Genomic DNA, 19144 nt, shown 5'->3' with positions numbered 1-19144 from the left:
GACCGCGGTGACCGAGTGAGGTCGGCCTCAGGACTTGAGTCTCCAGCGGCTGGAAGGTCGAAGGTGGTCCCATGGACGACCGCACCGGGCTGTTCACCATCGGGCAGCTCGCCCGCCGTACCGCGCTGCCGGTGCGCACCGTCCGCTTCTGGTCCGACCTGGGGATCGTCCCGCCGACGTGCCGTTCGGCCGGTGGTTACCGGCTCTACGACGTGGCGGCGGTGGCCCGGCTGGACCTGGTGCGGACGCTCCGCGAGCCGGGCCTGGACCTGGAGACGGTCCGGCGGATCCTGCGCAGGCAGGGCACCGTCGCCGAGATCGCCGGAGCGCACGCCGATGTCCTGGACGCGGTGATCCGCGTCCTGCATCTGCGGCGCGCGGTGCTGCGGTCGGTCGCCCGACGAGGGAGCACCACCGAGGAGATGAGACTCATGCACAGACTGGCCAGGATGTCCGCCCAGGAGCGGCAGGCTCGCGGTCTCGTGTGCGTACGGCGGGTGCCCGCGCCGGCGGCGGCCGAGCGGTGTCGGTGGCTGGTCAGCGGACCAACGGACCCGGATCGGCCCGGGTCTTCGGCTAGGGTCTGCATCGGATCGGACCTCCTGCGTCCGGTCAAGGGGTCCGCCCCGGCGTTCCCTGCCGTGGCGGGCCCCGCTCTCGTTTCCGGAGCGGGTCCCTGAACCATGGACGGCACGGCCCGGGGTGCCGGCCATAGGCTCTCGAACGGCATTTCGGCGAGATATTCATGGCGCCCTGACCGGTGCGGCCCGAGAAATTCGAAATGTTGCCCGGTAGTGAGGTCTTTCTTGGGCGGGGCCTTTTTGCTGAGGACGAGGACGCCGGGCCGCGGGCGCAGGGGGGCCGGTGCGAGCCGCACCGGCCCCGCCCGCTCTCAGCCGTACCGGGTGTGCCGGGGGCTCATCCCAGGACGATCGATATTCCGGGGAAGGAGGCCACCGCGTTGCTCCACGGGGTGTAGTACATCCGCCAGGCGCAGGTCCGGCCGCTGGTGACGTAGCCGGTGCACGGCACCGCGGTGCCGCCGTCGATGGCGGTGTTGACGCCCGCCGCGTACACCTGGGCGGTGTTGGCGGAGTTGATGACCTCGACCGAGCCGCCGCTGTCGCCCTGCCCGACGGCGTTGGTGTGCGCGGACTGCTCCGCCCGGACGGTGCCGGTGATCCAGTATCCGACGTTGATGCTCACGCCGGTCTGCTGGACCTGGATGCTGCAGTTGGTGCCCGAGTAGGCCCCGGAGGTGCACACCCACAGGCCGACGTAGCTGCCGAAGGTGCCGATCACCGGGTTGCTGAACTCGCTGGCGGTGTTGCCGACGACGTTGTTGAAGACCCGGCCCTGTGATCCCGCGTTGATCAGCAGCACGTCGCGGCCGTTGTCGTCCTCGGAGATGTTCCCGATGACCTGGCCGGTCGGATCGGTGGCCGTGTTGCCCACCGCCCCGCAGTGACCGGCGGAGAGCATCTTGGTCACGCCTCCGTGCGAGACGGCGAAGCCGGTGGAGCAGCCGCCGCCGCTGGTGTTGCGCCAGGCGCCCCCGCCCCACCACGGCGGCGAGTCGTCCCAGCGGGTCGCCAGGGTCGGGCGGACGCCGACCTCCACGGTGACCGGCACCGTCACGTCGGTGAGCGCGGAGCGGGCCGACCTGGCGCTCAGACCGGTCACGGTCAGGCCGGAGCCGTCGGGCCGGGGTGCGACCGATGTGATCACACCGCCGGCCTTCCGGGTGATCCGGGCGGTCTCGCGTGCCAGCTCGCGCGCGGAGTGGCGCGCCGGCAGGACGCTGACGGCGACGTCGCCGCGGAGCTCGCCGAGGAGGGCGTCGACCGCTTCGGGAATGTCGCCCTTCCAGTAAAGGCGTAGTCCGTGGTTCTCCGGTGCGGCGATGATGCCGGCGTAGCCGTCGGCGCCCGGCTCCCGGGCCGCCGCGGAGATGCGGTCGGCGGCGCGGACCAGCCGTTCCTGGGTGGCCAGAAGCTCCTTCCACGAGGCGAAGCCGCCCGGTACCGGACCGCCCTGCTCGATGGCCTGCGTGCGGGTGTCCTTGGCGGGCTCCTGCGCGACGGCGGCCTGAGCGCCACCGATCGCCGTGGCCACCAGGGTGGCTCCCAGCGCGATCGCGAGACGGCGGGTGAACCGGCTCGCCCTTTCGATGGTGGGGGGAGTTTCCACCGGGATTTCCTCCTTGCGGGGGTTGAGGTGAGGAACCCGGTATTTCATGGTGTTATGGGGTAATCAATATCTTGACAGATTACTTCACAGAAAGTAAGGCGATATTAAACATTGCCGTATGGCGGGATTGGGGGCTGCGTTTTACCGGTCCGGAGTAATTCGGGTGGCGGCGTTCCCGGTCCCCTGTCTGCGGGAATGGTTCTCCTGCGGTCGAATTCGATGATTCGGATCCAACAGGTGCTCCGGGCGCGTTGTGAGGAGAAGTTCATGTCGCATCGGCCCGCAGGGGATGACCGTGATCGCGGAGGGCCGCTCCCCGGGGGTGACCGGCCGGGCGCCGAGCCGCCTGGGCGGGGGTGGCCGGGAGCGGCCTCCCGTCGCCCGGCCTCTCACCGGCGGCCTCCCGTCGCCCGGCCTCTCACCGGTGGGCCCCGCCGTCCGGCTCCCGTCAGGAGACGAACTGGGCGTCGATCCAGGCGGCCGTCGCGCCGTTGCCCTCGTCGATGTCATCGCCGCCCAGCAGGGAGACCTGGAGCCGCACGCGCGGCTGTCCCGACACGTCGGCCTCGATCGTCGTCGGGGTCCGGTAGTCGACGTCCTTCCTGGTCAGGGCCTTGCCGTCCAGAGTGAGGACGCTGAACTGCAGGCGCACCGTGGGGTTCGGCGACTGGCGGTCGATGCCCACGCGGGCGGTCAGTCCGGTCGCCCCGTCCGGCACCGGGTAGTCGAGCCATCCGATGATCGCTCCCGGGTCCTCCACGGTGCAGATCATCGCGGGGAACTTCTCCTCGGCCCCGGCGAGGGCCGCTGACCCGTCCCCCCAGTAGCCGCGGCCGTAGTGCTCCGGGGCGCACTCCTTGGTGGCCGCGGCGTCGCCGGTCTTGAGCGGGGTGCCTCCCGGTGCCGGGCTGCTCTGCGCCTGCGGCCTCCCGTCCGCCGGGGCGGTGACCGTCGCCGTGGCCGTCACCGTCGCGGTGACGCTCCGCGTCACGACCGCCTTCTCGCCGATCACGCCGGCCGCCACCTCGGCGGCCCTGCCGGGGTTGTTGACGGCGGCGACGTAGATCGCCCCCGAGGCGGTGATCAGTGTGCCGACGACCGTCCCCACGACGGTGATCCAGGTGGTGACGCGGTCCGGCCTCGACGGGGCCGCCGCCCGGGTGTCGCCGGGGGAGGTCTCGGGGTGGCCGTCCGGCGGATTCTCGCTGCGGGTGGGAGACATGCGGGACCGTGCCTTCTTCTGGAGCCGACAGGACCGTGCGGGGGGCCAGAAGATCCATTTTGCCGATCCGTCCTGGCTTTGAATAGTTTCCCAGGAAATCCGGTGGTGGGTCGGAAATTACCCCCCGAGCCGGGCGATCGCCGCCGGATAACGGAGCCGGCCGGTCCGAGCTGCGGCATCGGCGATTTTCCGCTGTATTGATCACGGTGGCGGATAAACTGCGGATCCGGGTGACGGGCGGAAGGCCGCCGCCCGCCGTACGGGTGCCGGGAGCGGGGCGGCACACGATATCGGACGCACTTACTCCGGTCCTTGACGGTGATCCACCATTTTGTGAAGATTCTTGCCGATTGCGCATTTCCTGCCGGGTGACCTGCTGTCCGGGGCCGTGCGCCAACTGGAGGAATCTCTTATGGGGAACTCTCGCAACGGCAGGAGAGCCGGCCGCGTCGCGGCCCTGCTCCTCCTGCCCGCCGCCCTCGGTCTCAGCTCGGTCCCCGTCCTGGCCGACCCGTCCCCGCCACCCGGCGAGGTCGCGCCCGACCGGCTGTCCGGCCCCGGGCAGGACGGCGTGGCCCTGCTCCGCGTCGTCGTCCCCGACCAGGCCGGCGTCGACCGGCTCAACTCCATGGGCGTCGACCTCGCGGAGTACAAGAAACCCGTCGACGGCGGTTTCGAGGTGCACGCCGTACTGAGTCCCCGGGAGGCCCAGGGGCTGCGCGACCTCGGATTCGACGTGGGCGGTGCCATCTCCGACCAGGCGGACGTCGCCGAGAACGCGACCGAACGGCGGACCGCGATCGCGCTGGCGGCCGGGGCGGCGGAGGAGACCGACCGGCTGACCCCGCTCCGCGCCGAGTGGTTCACCAGCCTCGACGGGCAGCGCTTCCTGTCGGTGGAGGTGAAGTCGAGCGCCACCGACGCGCAGACGGTGCTCACCGTCACCTGGGACAGCGGCGAGGGGACGGACCCCGACTCCGGCGGCACCGCGACGATGTCCCGCTTCACCGACGCCGGCCAGTACATGTACCACCGGTTCAACTCGCCGCTGTCCGTCACCGCGGCCCCCACCCGGGCCACGGTCACCAGCAGCCGGGGCGGCTCGGTCACGGTGCCGGTGACCAAGTGGCTGGGCGCCCCGCGCAAGGCGCCGGGCAGGCACTACGTCGCGGACTTCGTCGACCACTACATGGACCCGACCGAGGTGACCGGCCGGATCACCGCGCTGGCCCGGGAGTTCCCGAGGATCTCGCAGATCGTCGACCTGCCGTACCGGACGAACGGCTACCGCCGGGCGGCGCAGGCGCAGTTCGGCACCGCCCCGGCGAGCACGTTCCACGTGTCGTCCAAGGCGTACGGGTCCGAGGGCGGCAACGACGTCAGCCTGGCCCTGGTGAGGCCCGAGACCGCCTCCGGCGCGCTGAGCGTGTCGGTGAACGGCAAGGACGTCGTGGTCACCCTGGCCACCGACGGGTCCGCCGCGGTCAGCAGCACCGCCCGCCAGGTGGTGGCGGCGCTCAACGCCGACGCCGCGGCGTCGGCGCTGCTGAGCGCCGCCACCTACCGGGGCGACGCCGGCGGCGGCGTGGTCGCGGCGGCACCGGCGACCAGGCTGACCGACAGCCTGAAGGCGCCCGACAGCGTCTCGCGCGACCCGTTCCAGGTGAAGGCGCTGCGCATCGGCAAGAAGCGGGACGGTTCGAAGACCGGCGTCTTCCTCTACTGCCAGGAGCACGCCCGCGAGTGGGTGACCCCGCTGGTCTGCGTGGAGACCGCCGAGCGGCTCCTGCGCAACTACGCCCGCGACGGGCGGACCAGGAAGGTGGTCGACGACCTCGACATCTTCATCATGCCGACGGTCAACCCCGACGGCGCCCACTACTCGATGTACGACTACAACTTCCAGCGCCGGAACATGACCAACCACTGCGCGGCCGAGGCGGCCGACCCGGCACGGCGCAACTCCTGGGGCGTCGACCTGAACCGCAACTTCTCGGTCGGTTCGGTGTTCGACGGCTACAGCGGCGCCTCGACGAACTGCACCAGCGACACCTTCGCGGGCCCGGCCGAGCTGTCGGAGCCGGAGGCGCGCAACGAGGTCTGGCTCACCCGGCAGTATCCCAACATCCGGTTCGCGATGAACACGCACTCCTACGGCGGCTACTTCATGTGGCCGCCGGGGGCGTACAAGGCCGCCGGACGCGAGCTGCTGCCGCGGGTCGACTACGGCACGGAGAGCTTCTTCTGGGACGCCTCCGGCCACATCCTCTCGGCGGTCCAGTCCTGGCGCGGCACGGCGATCTGGCCGGGCCGCACCGGTCCGGTCCCGGACGTGCTCTACTCGGCGGCCGGTAACAGCGCCGACGAGCACTGGTACGGCCGGGGCGTCATCGGCTGGGACTTCGAGGTGGGCGCCGACCTCTACGACCCGGCGACCAAGCAGTTCCGGGCGGTCGGCTTCCAGCCGGACTTCGCCGAGGGACACGAGGAGGCGATGGAGTTCGCATCCGGCCAGATCGGCATCCTGGAGATCGCCCGGGCTTTCGCCGGCGACAGGGACCGTCCCCGGTCGGACCTGAAGGTGACCGGCCGGACCGGCACGTCGGCCACGTTCACGTTCACGACCGACGAGCCCGCCAACGTCCACTACACGCTGGACGGCAGCCGCCCGACGCTGAGCTCGCCCAAGCTCGCCGCCGCGGGGATGCGCGAGGGAGCACAGCAGCTCACGGTCGGCCGGACCACCGAGGTGCGCTGGTTCGCCGTGGACATCGCCGGCAACGTCGAGAGGGGCTACCGGCCGGACGGCCACGGCGACGGCTACCGCAGGCAGCGGGTGGAGGTCGGCGATCCCCGCTGATCCCCTGTCCGTCAGCCCCTATCCGCGGGGCAGCGTGCGGGTGAAGTGGGCCGCTGCGGCGTCCGCCGCCGTCGTGACCTGCGGTTCCTGGTCATAGAAGGCGAACTGGTCGCCCTCGGTCCAGACGAGATCCTTGGGCCCGGCCAGCGCGGCGTGGAAGCGCCGCGCCCCGTCCGGGATGGCGGCGTCCTCGCTGTGGACGAGCAGGACGGGCTGGGCGATGCGGGAGGCGAGGGAGATCGAGTCGTAGCCGAGCCAGTCCGGCCATGCCATCACCGAGAAGCGGTTGGGCCACTGCGGGAGGCCGCCGCGGTCGGGGTTGAGGTAGAAGTCGATGTCGAACGGCATGGCGGCGCGAGGGTCGGAGCCGCTGACGACCGGCACGTACTCGACCTCGCCGGTCGCCTCGTACTTCGCGCGTGCCCGTGCGGCCTCGGCGAGCTTGTCCGCGACGCCCTCCTCGCCGCCGTACACCTCCCGGCAGATCTCGGGGTCGTGCAGCCAGGGCGCGACGAGTGCCAGCGACCGGACGCGGGGATCGTCGACGGCGTTCCCGCTCATGTACATCGCGGCCGCGCAGACACCGAGGGCGCCGAGACGGGCGGCGTTCACCGCAGGATGTCCGGCGAGGAAGGTGACCGCGTGGTTGATGTCGCGGACCTTCCGTTCCGGCACCTCGTGGTCGCGAGGCTCGCCCTCGGACTCGCCGTAGCCGGTGAAGTCGAAGGACAGGGCGGCGAACCCGCGGTCGGCGAGCCGTTCGGCGTACCGGTCGGCCATCAGCTCCTTGACGCTCGTCCAGGTGCCCGCCACCACGATGCCCGGCGCCGGGCCGGTGCCGCCGGGCAGGAACAGGTTCCCGGTCAGCGTCACGTCACCGGCGGAGAACTTCACCTTCTGTACGGTGGTCATGAACGTTCGCTCCTTCGATCAGTTCGCATAGGTCAGTTCGGCTCCGGTGATGGACGGGCCGTCGACGGTGAAGGCGTAGTAGGCGTCGAAGCCTCCCCGGCCGCCGGGGGCGAAGCGCACCAGGAGGCGCTGGTGTCCGGGCCGGTTCTCGGCGACCCTGATGACGGTCAGGCTGCCGCCGATGACCTCGGCCCGGGCCCAGTCGCGGATCGCGGCGCGACCCTTGAAACGCCGCCCGACGTCGACGAGCTCCGCGTCGGCGGCGAACGCGCCCGCCAGCGCGTCGAGGTTCCGGCCGTTGACCGCGGTGACGTAGGCGCTCACCGGCGCGAGCAGCCCGTCCGTCGCTTCCTGGGGGGTGTCCGTGCAGGCGGCAGGCGTCTCCGCGGGGTCCTCGGCGGACAGCTCCCGCGCGACGGCCTTGATGTTCTCCTGCACGATGGTCGGAAGGTCCGCGACCGGTGGGTAGCCGGGGTAGGCGCGGTCCAGCTCGGCGATGATCGACTTCTGCTCGCCGGGGCCGACCGTCCTGCCCTCGGGCGAGTCCGGGGTGACGGCCGGCCGGACCAGGGCGCGGAACACCTGGAGATACCGGCGCTGCTCGTCGATCAATGCACGGGCCGGGCCTGCGGCACCGTGTCCCGGGTACATCGTCCCGGCCCCGGAGAAGCGCCCACCGAGCTGATCGAGGATCTGGAGCCAGCCACAGCTGGTCCCCTCGATCAGCGCGGGCGTGACCTTACCGGTCGCCAGGTCACCGGAGAAGAGGTCGCCGGTGTCGGGACGGTAGTACACGTCCGCTGTGTCGGACTCGCCGTGGGCGAACGTGGCGGTCTCGAAGCGGAGGCCGCCGACCTGCAACGGTGCGCCGTCCTCGAAGGTCCGGTCGGCGTAGGTGACCTTGGCGGGGAAGTCCGCGTTCGCCGAGCGGGCCAGCGGGTAGAAGCCCCGGCTGTCCTCCCGCATCGTCTTGTCGGTCGTCTTGGACGCGTAGATGGGGGCCTCGGGGAACGCCTCGTGGAAGGCGCCCGCCCCGCCCACATGGTCGGGATGGGAGTGGGTGAGCAGGATGGCGGCGACCGGCTTTCCGGTCTTCTCGATCTCCGCCACCGCTTTCCGGGCATCGGTCGGCGTGCGCAGGGTGTCGATGAGGATCAGGCCCTCCGGTGCCTGGATCCAGTAGGTGTTGACCGAGCCCGGGTCGGACGAGGCGAAGCGTCCCGGCTCCGCCTTCTGCGCGGACGGCGCCGCGGTCGGCGCCGCGGGCCTGTCGTCGTTCGAACAGCCCGCCACCGACGCGATCGCGCATGCGGCGGCGGAGCTTGCGGCGAGAAGGCGCCGCAATCTCTGGTTCATCTGGAGCCTTGGTGAGGTTGGTGAGGTTGGTGAGGTTGGTGAGGTTGGGGTGCGAGGGGGTTCAGCGGAAGTCGTCCGCGTGGGCCTGTGCCCACTGCTCGAAGGTGCGGGGCTCGCGGCCGGTGACCTCGCGGACGGTCGGGCGGACGATCGACTCGTCGAGCGAGCCGTTCACGTAGAAGTCGAAGAACGCGTCCACGTACTCGACGGGCATGGTGGCGAGCAGGTCGGTGCGCGCCTCCTCGTCCGTCAGGCCCACGGACTCCAGATCGCGGCCGAGGACCTCGGCCAGCACGGCCACCTGGTCGGCGGGCGGCATCGCGACCGGACCGGTCGGCCGGAGGATCTCGCCCCGGTACTCGTCCGACAGCAGCGCGCGGGCGGCGACGGCCCCGATGTCGTGCGGGTCGACGCTCGCCGCGCGGACGTCCGGGAACGGGACCCGCACCCGATCGCCGGACCGGAGCTGCGGCAGCCAGCGCAGGGCGTTGGACATGAACGCGCTCGGCCGCAGGAACGTCCATGGCAGCCCGGACTCCCGCACGGCGGACTCGGACGAGGCCATGAAACGGGTCACCGCGTTGGTCATGTCGCCGCTCCCGGCCGAGCCGCCGGACAGCAGCACGACCTGTTCCACTCCCGCACGCCGGGCCTCGGCCACCAGGCCCGGCATGTCCTCGTACCCGGGGAGCAGGAACACCGCGCGGGCCCCGCCCAGCGCTCCGGTCATGCTCTCCGGCCGGTTGAGATCACCCGTCACCGCCTCGACGCCGTCCGGCAGCGGTACGGTGTCCGGCTTCCGCACCAGCGCCCGGACGGGTTCACCGGCTGCGGCCAGGGCCCGGACCACTTCGGAGCCGACGTTGCCTGTCGCACCCGTTACCAAGATCATTTCATTGTCCTTACCGGGTGTTCATCAGGGGAGGGGACGGCCGTCGCGGAAGAACCCGCCGGTCGGGCCGTCATCGGGCAGTGTGCGGGGCCAAGCGGCAGGTGCCGCCCGGCGTCCACGGCGGCGGGCCGAACGGATCGGTGAGGCGGCGCGTGACCTGGGACGACGCCGTGCGGAGCGCGGTGGCGCCGCCGACGGTCACCAGGTGGCGATCCTCCGTGGTGCTCATGCCGCAATCGTGGCGTCGGCCTTCCCCGCATGTCCAATATCTGCTGTAATAGCCGACCGTTATGGATGCTCATCTGCGTGACATGAGGTATTTCGTGGCCGTGGCGGAGGAGCTCAGCTTCACCCGCGCGGCCGAGCGCCTGTTCATCTCGCAGCCGGCGCTCAGCAAGCAGATACGCCAGCTCGAAGAGCTGATGCGGGTGAGGCTGTTCGACCGCGACCGGCGCACGGTGCGGCTCACCGCGCCGGGCGAGGCGCTGCTGCCGGCCGCCCGCCGGCTGCTCCAGCAGTGGGACGAGGCCCAGCAGGCCGTCGACGCCGCCGTCGCCGCCGAAGCCTCACGGCTGACCGTGGGCATGTCGACCAGTGTCGGACGCGGTCTCCTGGGAACGCTGCGGGAACGGTTCACCGAACGCCGTCCGGCCTGCGACCTGCGGCTGCGCCAGGTCAACTGGACCGACCCCACGGCGGGCCTGGCCGAGGGCGAGGTCGACGTGGCGTTCGTCTGGCTGCCGTTCCCCGGTCAGGACGATCTCAACATCCGGGTCGTGGCCCGAGAGCCGCGCTGGGTCGCGTTCCGGCACGACCACTGGCTGGCCGGACGGGACGAGGTCGCCTTCGCCGAGCTCCTGGAGGAGAACTTCCTGGCGCTCCCCGAAAGCGCCGGCCCGCTCCGCGACCACTGGCTCGCGACCGACGAGCGCGGCGGGCGGTCACCGGTGGTCTGCACGACCGTGACGAACGCCGAGGAGACCTTCGCGGCGCTTGAGAGCGGCGACACCATCGTCCTGCTCGCCGCCGGCAACGCCGAGATCTACCGGCGGCCGGGGATCATGACGATCCCGGTCACGGGTCTGTCCCCGAGCGTGCTCGCCCTCGCGTGGCGGCCCGGCGATCATCGCAGCACCATCCGCGACCTGGTCGAGGCCCTGTCGCCCGAGCCGTAGCGCCCTCGGAGTCGCCCGAGCCGTAGCGCCTCCGGCACCGCCGGGGCCGGCTGAACGGCGGGCCGGCCGGCCTTCTCCGGCTGAAGCGGAATTCATGCTGATCTCATCTGATATGCCGGAAACACCTCATGTTTCACGAAGATCCGTCACACTCTGCATATCGCCCTGTACGGAGCGATCCCGCCTGTCCGCTCCGGCCCCGTGCCGAGCGGAGACCGGCGGGGCCCCGCACGGCGACCATCCAGGTGTTGTTCTTCGCCGCATGAAGCCATGAGCATGAAGGAGAAGGCATGTTCCCGACGACAGGCATCGCGCCAGGCCGTGCGCACCGGACATCCGTGGTGTCGGGCCTCCTGCTGGCGCTCCTGGTCGCCGCCGGACTGGCGGGCCCGCAGCGCGCCGCCGCCGAAGAGGCCACCACGATCACCATCGGGCAGCCCGGACACATCACGCTCACCACGTCCAGGACCGTCGCCCCCGGTGCCGAGGCCCTGCTGGACCTCGTCTACACCAACACCTCGGACCGCAGGATCGAGACGGCCCCGCTGACCATCACCTTCGCCCCCGAGGCCGACGGCAGTCTCGACGCGGGCGACCTGTCCTGGTGGTCGTCCGATGTGGAGGGCCACACGCGGGCCGTCACCGGCGACACCGCGGGCCGCACCGTCACCGTCGACTGGGGTGACTTCGATCCGGGTGACACGAACCGCACGCTGATCTATCTTCCTTTCAAGACCACCGCGTCGGGCCAGGTCCCCCTGCACGCCACCCTGACCGAGAACTTCGGCGACGGCCCCGTCACCACCGACCTCGGCGACCTGACGATCAACGAGACCCCGCCCGCCGCCGACCTCGCCGTCTCGCTGGCGGCCTCCCCCAAGGGGCTGGGCGTCGTCTACGCGACCTTCACCGCCACCGTCACCAACCGGGGGCCGGCCACCGCCACCGCGGCGCGGCTGCGCTTCACCTATCCGGCGGGCTTCGCCCGGCCGGCGGCCCCGGGCTGCGCCGCCGACACCGGGGCCCGCACCGTCACCTGTGACCTCGGCTCCCTGCCCGCGGGCGGCTCGGTGACCAGGTCCCTGGGCCTGCACACCCAGCTGCTGACCATCAGCAACCGCCTCACCGTCACGGCCGGACGTCTCGACAGCGCCCCGGCCGACACCCAGCCGGCCAACGACACGGCCTCGGCCACCTGCTCCGCCATCACAGGTCTGCTCGTCATCTGCTGACCCCCGCGTCACGGCGGCCCCGGCACCCTCCGTGCCCGGGGCCGCCCGCCGTGCCCGGAACGCCCGCCGGGGAGCGGGCGGTCGCGGTCGGCTCCCCGGCGGGCCCGCCGGCCGTCGCGGATTTCCGGCCGGCCGCGCCAGCCCCACCCCGCGGCTCGTCAGGCCGCCTGCTCCGGCCTGTGGTCACGCGCCTGGTCGGGGCCGAGGAACAGCTCGCCGAACCGGTGGTTGAGCGCCTCGGTGAGGCGGGCGCGCAGCTCGGTCAGCCGTTCGATGCGCCTGTCGAGATCGGCCAGCCGCCGGCCGGTGACCTCGGCGACCGGGCAGCGGCTCGACCCGTCCGTGACGGTCGCGGAGACTTCACCGTCCGACGGGAACCGCATGTCGAGGACGTGGACGAAGTCCTGTACGTCGCCGATCGTCAGGCCCGCCTCCAGCAGCTCGCGTACGGCCCGCAGCCGGTGGACGTCATCATGGCTGTATTCGCGGTGGCCCGACGGCGTGCGCCGTGCCACGATCAGGCCCCGCTGCTCGTAGTAGCGCAGTGCCCTCGAGGTGAGACCCGCGGACGCCGCCGCCTCGCCGATGCGCATTTTCAGGTCCTTCCGGTCTGGGTCACAGCTCCACCAGTACCGCACCGATGTGACGTCCTTCAAGCAACTCGCACAACGCCCGCGGCGCTTGGTCGATGCCCGACAGACGGGTGTGCGGGAAGGTGATGGTGCCCTCGCGCAGCCCACGGCCCAAGTCCCGCATCGCCTGCGGGATCGCGTCCAGATGATCGCTGCCTGACATTCCGCGCAGCGTGATCCCTCGCAGGATGAGAGAGGCGCTGTCGATCTCGACCGGGGCGTTGAAGCCACCGGACAGCTGGCTGGACAGCGCGCCGACAAGCGCGACGCGGGCGCCGCGGCGGGCCACCGCCAGCGCGGCCGACAACTGCTCGCCGCCGACGTTGTCGAAGACCGCGTCGACGCCGTCGGGGGCCGCCTCCCGCAGTTGGTCCTCGATGGGACCCTCCCCTCGGATGACGGCGGCGTCGTAACCCAGCTCCTCGACCAGATACCGGCCCTTGAGCCGGGAACCGGTGCTGCCGATCACTCGCGCCGCGCCACGCAGGCGGGCGAACTGCCCGGCGAGGGAGCCGACGCCGCCCGCCGCACCGGACACGAACACCGTGTCGCCGGGCCTCACCTCGGCAGCCCGTACGATGCCCAGCCAGGCGGTCAGTCCCTGCGAGAGATGGGCGGCCACATCGGGCAGCGCCTCGGGGTCGACGCGCTGCGCGGCGGCCGCGTCGACGGTCGCGTACTCGCGCCAGCCTTGGGTGTGCGTGACGAGATCGCCGACGCTCAGGCCGGCGCCCGGCGCGGCGACCACTTCGCCGAGGGCCGGGGCCCAGGGGGTTTCGCCCAGTCCGTACGGCGGCATGGGCAGGCCGGCGCCGTCCCCCACCAGGGTGCGCATCACGGCGACGACGCTCATGAGGCGGTTGCGCACGAGCACCTGGCCGGCTCCGGGCTCGGGGACCGGAACCTCGACGACGTGGAAGTGATCGGTGCTGAGCGCCCCTTCCGGGCGAGCGGTCAGGTGCACCTCGCGATGGGTGGCTGGGACGGCGACGGTCATGGTGGCTCCTCGGCAGGCCGGACGCCGCGCAGGACAGTCCCGCACGGGCTTTGAAGGCTGTCGCCGACGACGTTAAAGCTTGACGCTTACGTCAAGTGCAAGCCCGCTCCGGGGACCGGACCTTCCGGACGGCTCATGCGACCGGGTCACGCGACCGGGTCACGGAAGCGGGTCCCGCGACCGGCTCCCGGGACCGGGGCGCGGAGCCAGGTCCTGACAGGCGGCGCCGGTGGGGGACCCCGGCGGCCCGCTACCGCTCGACCTGGAAGGCGGCCATCGGGATGGGCAGCCAGGCCGGACGGTTGCGGGCCTCGTAGGTGACCTCGTAGACGGCCTTGACCAGCTCCAGGGCGCGCAGCAGGACGGCGTCCTCGGCCTGCAGGCGGCCGCCGCCGGCGGAGTAGCCGGCCAGGAAGGAGGAGCGGTTGAGCTCGGCCCATTCGATGGCGCGGGGGCGCAGCTCGTCCGCGTCGGGATGGTCGGCCAGCAGGTGGCGGGCGGCGTAGTCGAAGGAGCGGAGCATGCCGGCCACGTCCCGCAGCGGGGAGGACAGGGCGCGGCGTTCGGCGAGAGGCTGGCCGGGCTCGCCCTCGAAGTCGAGGACGACCCAGTCGGTGGTCGTGCGCATCACCTGGCCGAGGTGGTAGTCGCCGTGGACGCGCTGGACGGGGATCTCGGCGACCACGTCGGCGACCCGCTGGTAGGCCTCCTGGGCCACCGGCGCGTAGGCGGCGAGCTGGGGCACCTCGGCGATCGCGCCGGCCAGGCGGCGGCGGTGGTCCTCGACCATCTGCTTGACGTCCTGCGACTCCATCACGTCGGTGGGGAAGGCGGCGGCCAGCTCGCGGTGGACCTCGGCGGTGGCCACGCCGAGCCGGTAGGCCTCGGAGCTGAAGTCGCCGCCCGCGTCGCAGGCCGAGGGGTCGAAGCTGGCGTACAGGTCGCGGACGCTGGCCAGGGCCAGGGCCCAGCCGTCGTTGGCGGTGGCGAGGAACTCCTGGGTCATGGCCAGGGTGGTGGGCTCACCGTCGAGGTCGGTCTCGATCCAGCCGTACGGCTGCGCGATGTGGTGGGCGCCGTGCCGGGCCAGGGCGGTGACGATCTCCAGTTCGGGGTTGACGCCGGGGATCAGGCGGCGGAACAGCTTGCAGATGTAGGTCTCGCCGTACACCAGGGAGGTGTTGGACTGCTCCGCGCCGAGCACCAGGCTCCGCAGGGAGGTGTCGATCTCCACCCCCTCCAGGTGGCGGAAGCGGAGCGGGCCGAGGTCGTGGCCGTCGGCCATCCCGGTGAGCAGGGTGCCGGTGAGGTCGGGATCGTAGGCGGCGTCGTAGTAGCCCTCGCCGATCCGGGCGTGGCTGTAGCGGCCGGAGGTGTGCCCGTCGGTGCCGAGCAGGAGCTGGTAGCGGTCGTGCGTCCCGGCCTGGTGGACCGAGATGATCAGATGGCGCAGGCCGGGGGCGAGCTCGACGTCGGAATCGATGCCGAGCTCGTCTATCGGCCGCCCCTTACCGGCGAACCATCGTTGATGGGTGATCCAGCCGGTAAGGAGCTGCGTCAACACGGCTTTACGCCTCCTGGGTTACGGGCGGCAGGGTGAACCAGTAGAACCCATGCCCAGGAAGCGTCAAAAGATACGGAAGTTCGCCAATCGGTGGGAACGGAACTCCGCCCATGGTCTCCACGGGCACCGATCCCTCGAACCGGCGCAGGTCCAGCTCCACCGGCTGCGGGAACCGCGAGAGGTTGTTGACGCACAGGATGCGGTCGTCGCCGAACTCGCGCACGTAGGCCAGGACGCTCGGGTTGGAGGAGTTCAGCTCGGTGAACGCTCCCAGGCCGAAGACCGGGTGGCGCTTGCGGATGTCGATCATCCGCTTGGTCCAGTGCAGCAGCGAGCCGGAGCTCTTCTGCTGCGCCTCGACGTTGATCGCCTGGTAGCCGTAGATCGGGTCCATGATGACCGGCAGGTAAAGCCGGCCGGGGTCGCAGTTGGAGAACCCGGCGTTGCGGTCCGGGCTCCACTGCATCGGGGTGCGGACGCCGTCGCGGTCGCCCAGCCAGATGTTGTCGCCCATCCCGATCTCGTCGCCGTAGTAGAGCACCGGGGACCCGGGCAGCGACAGCAGCAGCGCGGTGAACAGCTCGATCTGGTTGCGGTCGTTCTCCAGCAGCGGGGCCAGCCGCCGCCGGATGCCGACGTTGGCCCGCATCCGGGGATCCTTGGCGTACTCGGAGTACATGTAGTCGCGCTCGTCGTCGGTCACCATCTCGAGCGTGAGCTCGTCGTGGTTGCGCAGGAAGATGCCCCACTGGCAGTTCTCGGGGATCTTCGGCGTCTGGGCCATGATCTCCGAGATCGGGTAGCGGGACTCCCGCCTGACGGCCATGAAGATGCGCGGCATCAGCGGGAAGTGGAAGGCCATGTGGCACTCGTCGCCGCCGGTGGCCGGGTCGCCGAAGTATTCCACGACGTCGGCCGGCCACTGGTTGGCCTCGGCCAGCAGCACCCGGTCGGGGTAGAGGCGGTCGACCTCGGCCCTGACCCGCTTGAGGTATTCGTGGGTCCTGGGCAGGTTCTCGCAGTTGGTGCCGTCCTGCTCGAACAGGTAGGGGATGGCGTCCATCCGGAACCCGTCGATGCCGAGGTCCAGCCAGAACCGCAGCACCTCCAGCATCGCGTCCTGGACGTCCGGGTTCTCGTAGTTGAGGTCCGGCTGGTGGGAGAAGAACCGGTGCCAGTAGTACTGCTGCCGCACCGGGTCGTAGGTCCAGTTGGACGTCTCGGTGTCGACGAAGATGATCCGGGCGTCCTTGTAGCGCTCGTCGTCGTCGTTCCAGACGTAGAAGTCGCCGAACGGGCCGTCGGGGTCGTGGCGGGAGGACTGGAACCAGGGATGCTGGTCGCTGGTGTGGTTCATCACCAGGTCGGCGATGACCCGCATACCTCGCTTGTGAGCCTCGTCCACCAATTTCACGAAATCTCCGAGATCGCCGAACTCGGGAAGGATTTTCATGAAATCCGCGATGTCGTAACCGCCGTCGCGGAGCGGTGACTCGTACAGGGGCAGCAGCCAGAGGCAGTCCACACCGAGCCACTGGAGGTAGTCCAGTTTGTCGATGAGACCACGGATGTCTCCGGTGCCGTCTCCGTTGGAGTCGGCGAATCCCCGGATGAGCACCTCGTAGAAGACGGCGCGCTTGAACCAGTACGGATCGCGCGGCTTCTCCTCGTCGAAAGTGTTCGGGATTGGCTCAGGTAGCTGACTCACCAGTGGACTCCCCGCTGTTCTGCCGGTATCGCGTACCCGGCCGGCTCACCGCTGGTTCGCCGTCGCGGCACGCAAAGTGAAGATGTGTGCTGGGTGGATATGGGGATCGAGGCGCACGTAGTTGTTCTGTCGCCAGCGATAGGACTCGCCTGACAGCTCGTCGTCGACGAAGAACTCGGCATGCCAGTCGAGACCGAGAGACGGCATGTCCAGCGACACCGTCGCCTCATGGGTGTTGTGTGGATCGAGATTCACGACCGTCAGCACCACATCGCCCAGGCCGTGCCGTCGTGTGGCCGTGTCGTAGGCGCCGGGCAGCCGCTTGGAGAAGCAGACCACGTCCGGATGGTCGACGCTATGGAACCGTAGGTTACGCAGTTCCTGGAGCGCCGGGTGTGCTCTTCGGAACAAATTAAGTTGCGTGATGAAGGGGGCGAGGCTACGGCCTTCCCGCTCGGCCTCTACCCAATCGCGAGGTCTGTACTGATATTTCTCGCTATCTAGGTATTCTTCGCTGCCCGGTCGAACTGGGACATTCTCCGCAAGTTCATATCCGGCATACACCCCCCAGGTCGGCATCGCCATCGCCGCGAGGACCGCTCTGATCCGGAATGCCGGGACTCCCCCGTGTTGGAGGTATTCGTGGAGGATGTCAGGGGTGTTGACGAAAACGTTCGGCCGCAGGAAGTGCGACGTCTCGTGGGAGAGCTCGCCCAGGTAGTCCTCGACCTCCCGCCGCGAGTTCTTCCACGTGAAGTAGGTGTACGACTGGTGGAAGCCCACCTTGGCCAGCGCCTGCATCATGGCCGGCCGGGTGAACGCCTCCGCCAGGAACAGCACGTCCGGGTCGGTGGAGTTGATGTCGGCCAGCAGCCGCTCCCAGAACGCCACCGGCTTGGTGTGCGGGTTGTCCACCCGGAAGATCCGCACGCCGTGGTCCATCCAGAGCCGCACCACCCGCTTGACCTCGGCGTAGATGCCCTCCGGGTCCTTGTCGAAGTTCAGGGGGTAGATGTCCTGATACTTCTTCGGCGGGTTCTCCGCGTAGGCGATCGAGCCGTCGGCGCGGATGTTGAACCACTCCGGGTGCTCCTTGACCCACGGGTGGTCGGGCGCGCACTGCAGGGCCAGGTCGAGCGCGACCTCCATGCCCAGCTCGCGGGCCTTGGACACGAAGGCGTCGAAGTCCTCGAAGGTGCCGAGGTCGGGGTGGATGGCGTCGTGCCCGCCCTCCTCGGAGCCGATCGCCCAGGGGGAGCCCGGATCGTACGGCTCCGGCGTCAGGGTGTTGTTGCGGCCCTTGCGGTAGCTGTGCCCGATCGGGTGGATGGGCGGCAGGTAGACGACGTCGAAGCCCATCTTCGCGACGGCGGGCAGCCGCTTCGCTGCAGTCGTGAAATTTCCGGATTTAGGGGCGGTGTCCCGGTCGACGATCGCCCCCTCCGACCGGGGGAAGAACTCATACCAGGAGCCGAACAGCGCCCTGCGCCGGTCGACCCTGATCACGTGCCTGGCCGACCTGGTCACCAGATCCCGGAGCGGGTGCGCGCGCAGCAGCTCCGCCGTGTCCGGGAGCTGGGCCACCGAGAACCGGGCGCGCGGGTCGAGCTCCTTGTCGCGCAGCTTGGCCGCCACCGACAGCAGCGCGGCCCGGTGCCCGCAGACGTGGAAATCCGTGACCGCCTCCCGCCCGGCCGTCCGGGTGCCCGCCGCCGTCGCGCCGCCGGCCCCGCCCGCCGTCCCGCCGCCCGCCGCCTTCGCGGCCGCGGGCTTGCGGGCCGCGCCCCCGCAGTCGGCGGGCCGTACGGCCTTGGCCGCGCGTTCGAAGAGCCGGGCGCCCTCCTCGCACATGAGTTCGGCGTCCATGTCGCGTGGGATCTTGATACCCGCGTCGTGGAACCAGGTGGCCATGGGGTCGCTCCACGCCTCGACGCGGAAGTGCCAGTCGCCCTCGGCGGGCAGCGTCACCTCCACGCCCCAGCGGTCGGTGCCGGGAGCCAGCTCCCTCATGCGCAGCAGCGGTCCGCGCACGCCGTCCGGGCCGGTCAGCACGGCTCCGGCGGCCACCGCGTCGTGTCCCTCCCGGAACACGGTGGCGGTGATCTCGAAGGTCTCGCCCGCGGCGGCCTTGGCGGGGCGGCGCCCGCAGTCGACCGTGGGCTGGATGTCCTGGATTGGGATTCGTCCGATCATCGCGTCTCAAGGTAGCGACGGCACGCCCGGTACCGCCGGAAAAAAGTCAGTAAAAAAGATCTTCGCTTTTTCAAATGTCCCGCGACCGGCCTCGGGGCAGGACTACGTCCCGCCTCCGCGTGGATGGCCGGTTCCGGGAGGCGGAGTATTGCGGCCCATAGATGCGTTGCCCCAATAGTCCATCTTCATGCGTGTAGGCGGAAGAGTGCGG

At 70.5% G+C, this 19144-nt stretch carries 15 protein-coding genes; 4 read left to right on the top strand and 11 right to left on the bottom strand.

The annotated features are described in order from the left end of the window. Window positions 1-71: 71 nt before the first annotated feature. Window positions 72-680, top strand: coding sequence for a helix-turn-helix domain-containing protein (locus ACWDS7_RS07575; protein WP_451928573.1), 609 nt, complete (start codon window positions 72-74; stop codon window positions 678-680). 238 nt (window positions 681-918) lie between these two features. On the opposite strand, the gene ACWDS7_RS07570 is transcribed toward ACWDS7_RS07575, so the two are convergent. Together ACWDS7_RS07570 and ACWDS7_RS07565 are read right to left on the bottom strand one after the other, a co-directional pair. Continuing rightward, window positions 919-2190, bottom strand: coding sequence for a hypothetical protein (locus ACWDS7_RS07570; RefSeq protein WP_451928572.1), 1272 nt, complete (start codon window positions 2188-2190; stop codon window positions 919-921). A gap of 448 nt (window positions 2191-2638) precedes the next feature. Continuing rightward, window positions 2639-3412 carry an NPCBM/NEW2 domain-containing protein gene (locus ACWDS7_RS07565; protein WP_451928571.1) on the bottom strand — a complete coding sequence of 258 codons (774 nt, stop codon included), beginning with the start codon at window positions 3410-3412 and terminating at the stop codon, window positions 2639-2641. A 412-nt stretch (window positions 3413-3824) separates the two neighbouring features. Between ACWDS7_RS07565 and ACWDS7_RS07560 the strand changes: the two genes are divergently transcribed. Further along, window positions 3825-6272, top strand: coding sequence for a M14 family zinc carboxypeptidase (locus ACWDS7_RS07560; protein ID WP_451928570.1), 2448 nt, complete (start codon window positions 3825-3827; stop codon window positions 6270-6272). Between the two features lie 18 nt (window positions 6273-6290). Here ACWDS7_RS07560 and ACWDS7_RS07555 read toward each other — a convergent pair whose 3' ends face one another. The 4 genes from ACWDS7_RS07555 to ACWDS7_RS07540 all read right to left on the bottom strand — a co-directional run bounded on the left by ACWDS7_RS07555 (window position 6291) and on the right by ACWDS7_RS07540 (window position 9661). Further along, window positions 6291-7184, bottom strand: coding sequence for an alpha/beta hydrolase (locus ACWDS7_RS07555; protein ID WP_451928569.1), 894 nt, complete (start codon window positions 7182-7184; stop codon window positions 6291-6293). Between the two features lie 18 nt (window positions 7185-7202). After that, window positions 7203-8540 (bottom strand): MBL fold metallo-hydrolase, encoded by a 1338-nt coding sequence (locus ACWDS7_RS07550; protein WP_451928568.1) that lies wholly within the window; start codon window positions 8538-8540, stop codon window positions 7203-7205. A gap of 61 nt (window positions 8541-8601) precedes the next feature. Continuing rightward, window positions 8602-9432, bottom strand: a complete 831-nt coding sequence (locus ACWDS7_RS07545) for an NAD(P)H-binding protein (protein WP_451928567.1) — start codon at window positions 9430-9432, stop codon at window positions 8602-8604. 70 nt (window positions 9433-9502) lie between these two features. Then, window positions 9503-9661 carry a hypothetical protein gene (locus tag ACWDS7_RS07540; protein ID WP_451928566.1) on the bottom strand — a complete coding sequence of 53 codons (159 nt, stop codon included), beginning with the start codon at window positions 9659-9661 and terminating at the stop codon, window positions 9503-9505. Window positions 9662-9743: 82 nt separating this feature from the next. Between ACWDS7_RS07540 and ACWDS7_RS07535 the strand changes: the two genes are divergently transcribed. Next, window positions 9744-10607, top strand: coding sequence for a LysR family transcriptional regulator (locus ACWDS7_RS07535; protein WP_451928565.1), 864 nt, complete (start codon window positions 9744-9746; stop codon window positions 10605-10607). 290 nt (window positions 10608-10897) lie between these two features. After that, window positions 10898-11839 carry a hypothetical protein gene (locus tag ACWDS7_RS07530; RefSeq protein WP_451928564.1) on the top strand — a complete coding sequence of 314 codons (942 nt, stop codon included), beginning with the start codon at window positions 10898-10900 and terminating at the stop codon, window positions 11837-11839. A 158-nt stretch (window positions 11840-11997) separates the two neighbouring features. Here ACWDS7_RS07530 and ACWDS7_RS07525 read toward each other — a convergent pair whose 3' ends face one another. The 5 genes from ACWDS7_RS07525 to ACWDS7_RS07505 form a co-directional block, all read right to left on the bottom strand. Next, on the bottom strand, window positions 11998-12432 hold the full coding sequence (locus tag ACWDS7_RS07525) for a MerR family transcriptional regulator (RefSeq protein ID WP_451928563.1): 435 nt from the start codon (window positions 12430-12432) through the stop codon (window positions 11998-12000). Between the two features lie 22 nt (window positions 12433-12454). Beyond that, on the bottom strand, window positions 12455-13468 hold the full coding sequence (locus ACWDS7_RS07520) for an MDR family NADP-dependent oxidoreductase (RefSeq protein WP_451928562.1): 1014 nt from the start codon (window positions 13466-13468) through the stop codon (window positions 12455-12457). A 250-nt stretch (window positions 13469-13718) separates the two neighbouring features. Continuing rightward, complete coding sequence (locus tag ACWDS7_RS07515) at window positions 13719-15032, bottom strand: maltokinase N-terminal cap-like domain-containing protein (RefSeq protein ID WP_451928561.1); 1314 nt, start codon at window positions 15030-15032, stop codon at window positions 13719-13721. A 4-nt stretch (window positions 15033-15036) separates the two neighbouring features. Next, window positions 15037-16740 carry a maltose alpha-D-glucosyltransferase gene (treS, locus tag ACWDS7_RS07510; RefSeq protein ID WP_306864703.1) on the bottom strand — a complete coding sequence of 568 codons (1704 nt, stop codon included), beginning with the start codon at window positions 16738-16740 and terminating at the stop codon, window positions 15037-15039. A gap of 45 nt (window positions 16741-16785) precedes the next feature. Continuing rightward, the gene (locus tag ACWDS7_RS07505) at window positions 16786-18933 is read right to left on the bottom strand and encodes an alpha-1,4-glucan--maltose-1-phosphate maltosyltransferase (protein WP_451928560.1); all 2148 of its coding nucleotides are present in this window, start codon (window positions 18931-18933) and stop codon (window positions 16786-16788) included. Window positions 18934-19144 lie beyond the last annotated feature (211 nt).

This window comes from Streptosporangium sp. NPDC003464 (genome assembly GCF_053588315.1).
This window is presented reverse-complemented; position numbering and strand designations above follow the sequence as displayed.

Bases quoted from the DNA above. Each gene is read 5' to 3' on its own strand.
- ACWDS7_RS07575 (WP_451928573.1), top strand. From the start codon at position 72: ATGGACGACCGCACCGGGCTGTTCACCATCGGGCAGCTCGCCCGCCGT.
- ACWDS7_RS07565 (WP_451928571.1), bottom strand. From the start codon at position 3,412: ATGTCTCCCACCCGCAGCGAGAATCCGCCGGACGGCCACCCCGAGACC.
- ACWDS7_RS07560 (WP_451928570.1), top strand. From the start codon at position 3,825: ATGGGGAACTCTCGCAACGGCAGGAGAGCCGGCCGCGTCGCGGCCCTG.
- ACWDS7_RS07555 (WP_451928569.1), bottom strand. From the start codon at position 7,184: ATGACCACCGTACAGAAGGTGAAGTTCTCCGCCGGTGACGTGACGCTG.
- ACWDS7_RS07550 (WP_451928568.1), bottom strand. From the start codon at position 8,540: ATGAACCAGAGATTGCGGCGCCTTCTCGCCGCAAGCTCCGCCGCCGCA.
- ACWDS7_RS07545 (WP_451928567.1), bottom strand. From the start codon at position 9,432: ATGATCTTGGTAACGGGTGCGACAGGCAACGTCGGCTCCGAAGTGGTC.
- ACWDS7_RS07540 (WP_451928566.1), bottom strand. From the start codon at position 9,661: ATGAGCACCACGGAGGATCGCCACCTGGTGACCGTCGGCGGCGCCACC.
- ACWDS7_RS07535 (WP_451928565.1), top strand. From the start codon at position 9,744: ATGAGGTATTTCGTGGCCGTGGCGGAGGAGCTCAGCTTCACCCGCGCG.
- ACWDS7_RS07530 (WP_451928564.1), top strand. From the start codon at position 10,898: ATGTTCCCGACGACAGGCATCGCGCCAGGCCGTGCGCACCGGACATCC.
- ACWDS7_RS07525 (WP_451928563.1), bottom strand. From the start codon at position 12,432: ATGCGCATCGGCGAGGCGGCGGCGTCCGCGGGTCTCACCTCGAGGGCA.
- ACWDS7_RS07520 (WP_451928562.1), bottom strand. From the start codon at position 13,468: ATGACCGTCGCCGTCCCAGCCACCCATCGCGAGGTGCACCTGACCGCT.
- ACWDS7_RS07505 (WP_451928560.1), bottom strand. From the start codon at position 18,933: ATGATCGGACGAATCCCAATCCAGGACATCCAGCCCACGGTCGACTGC.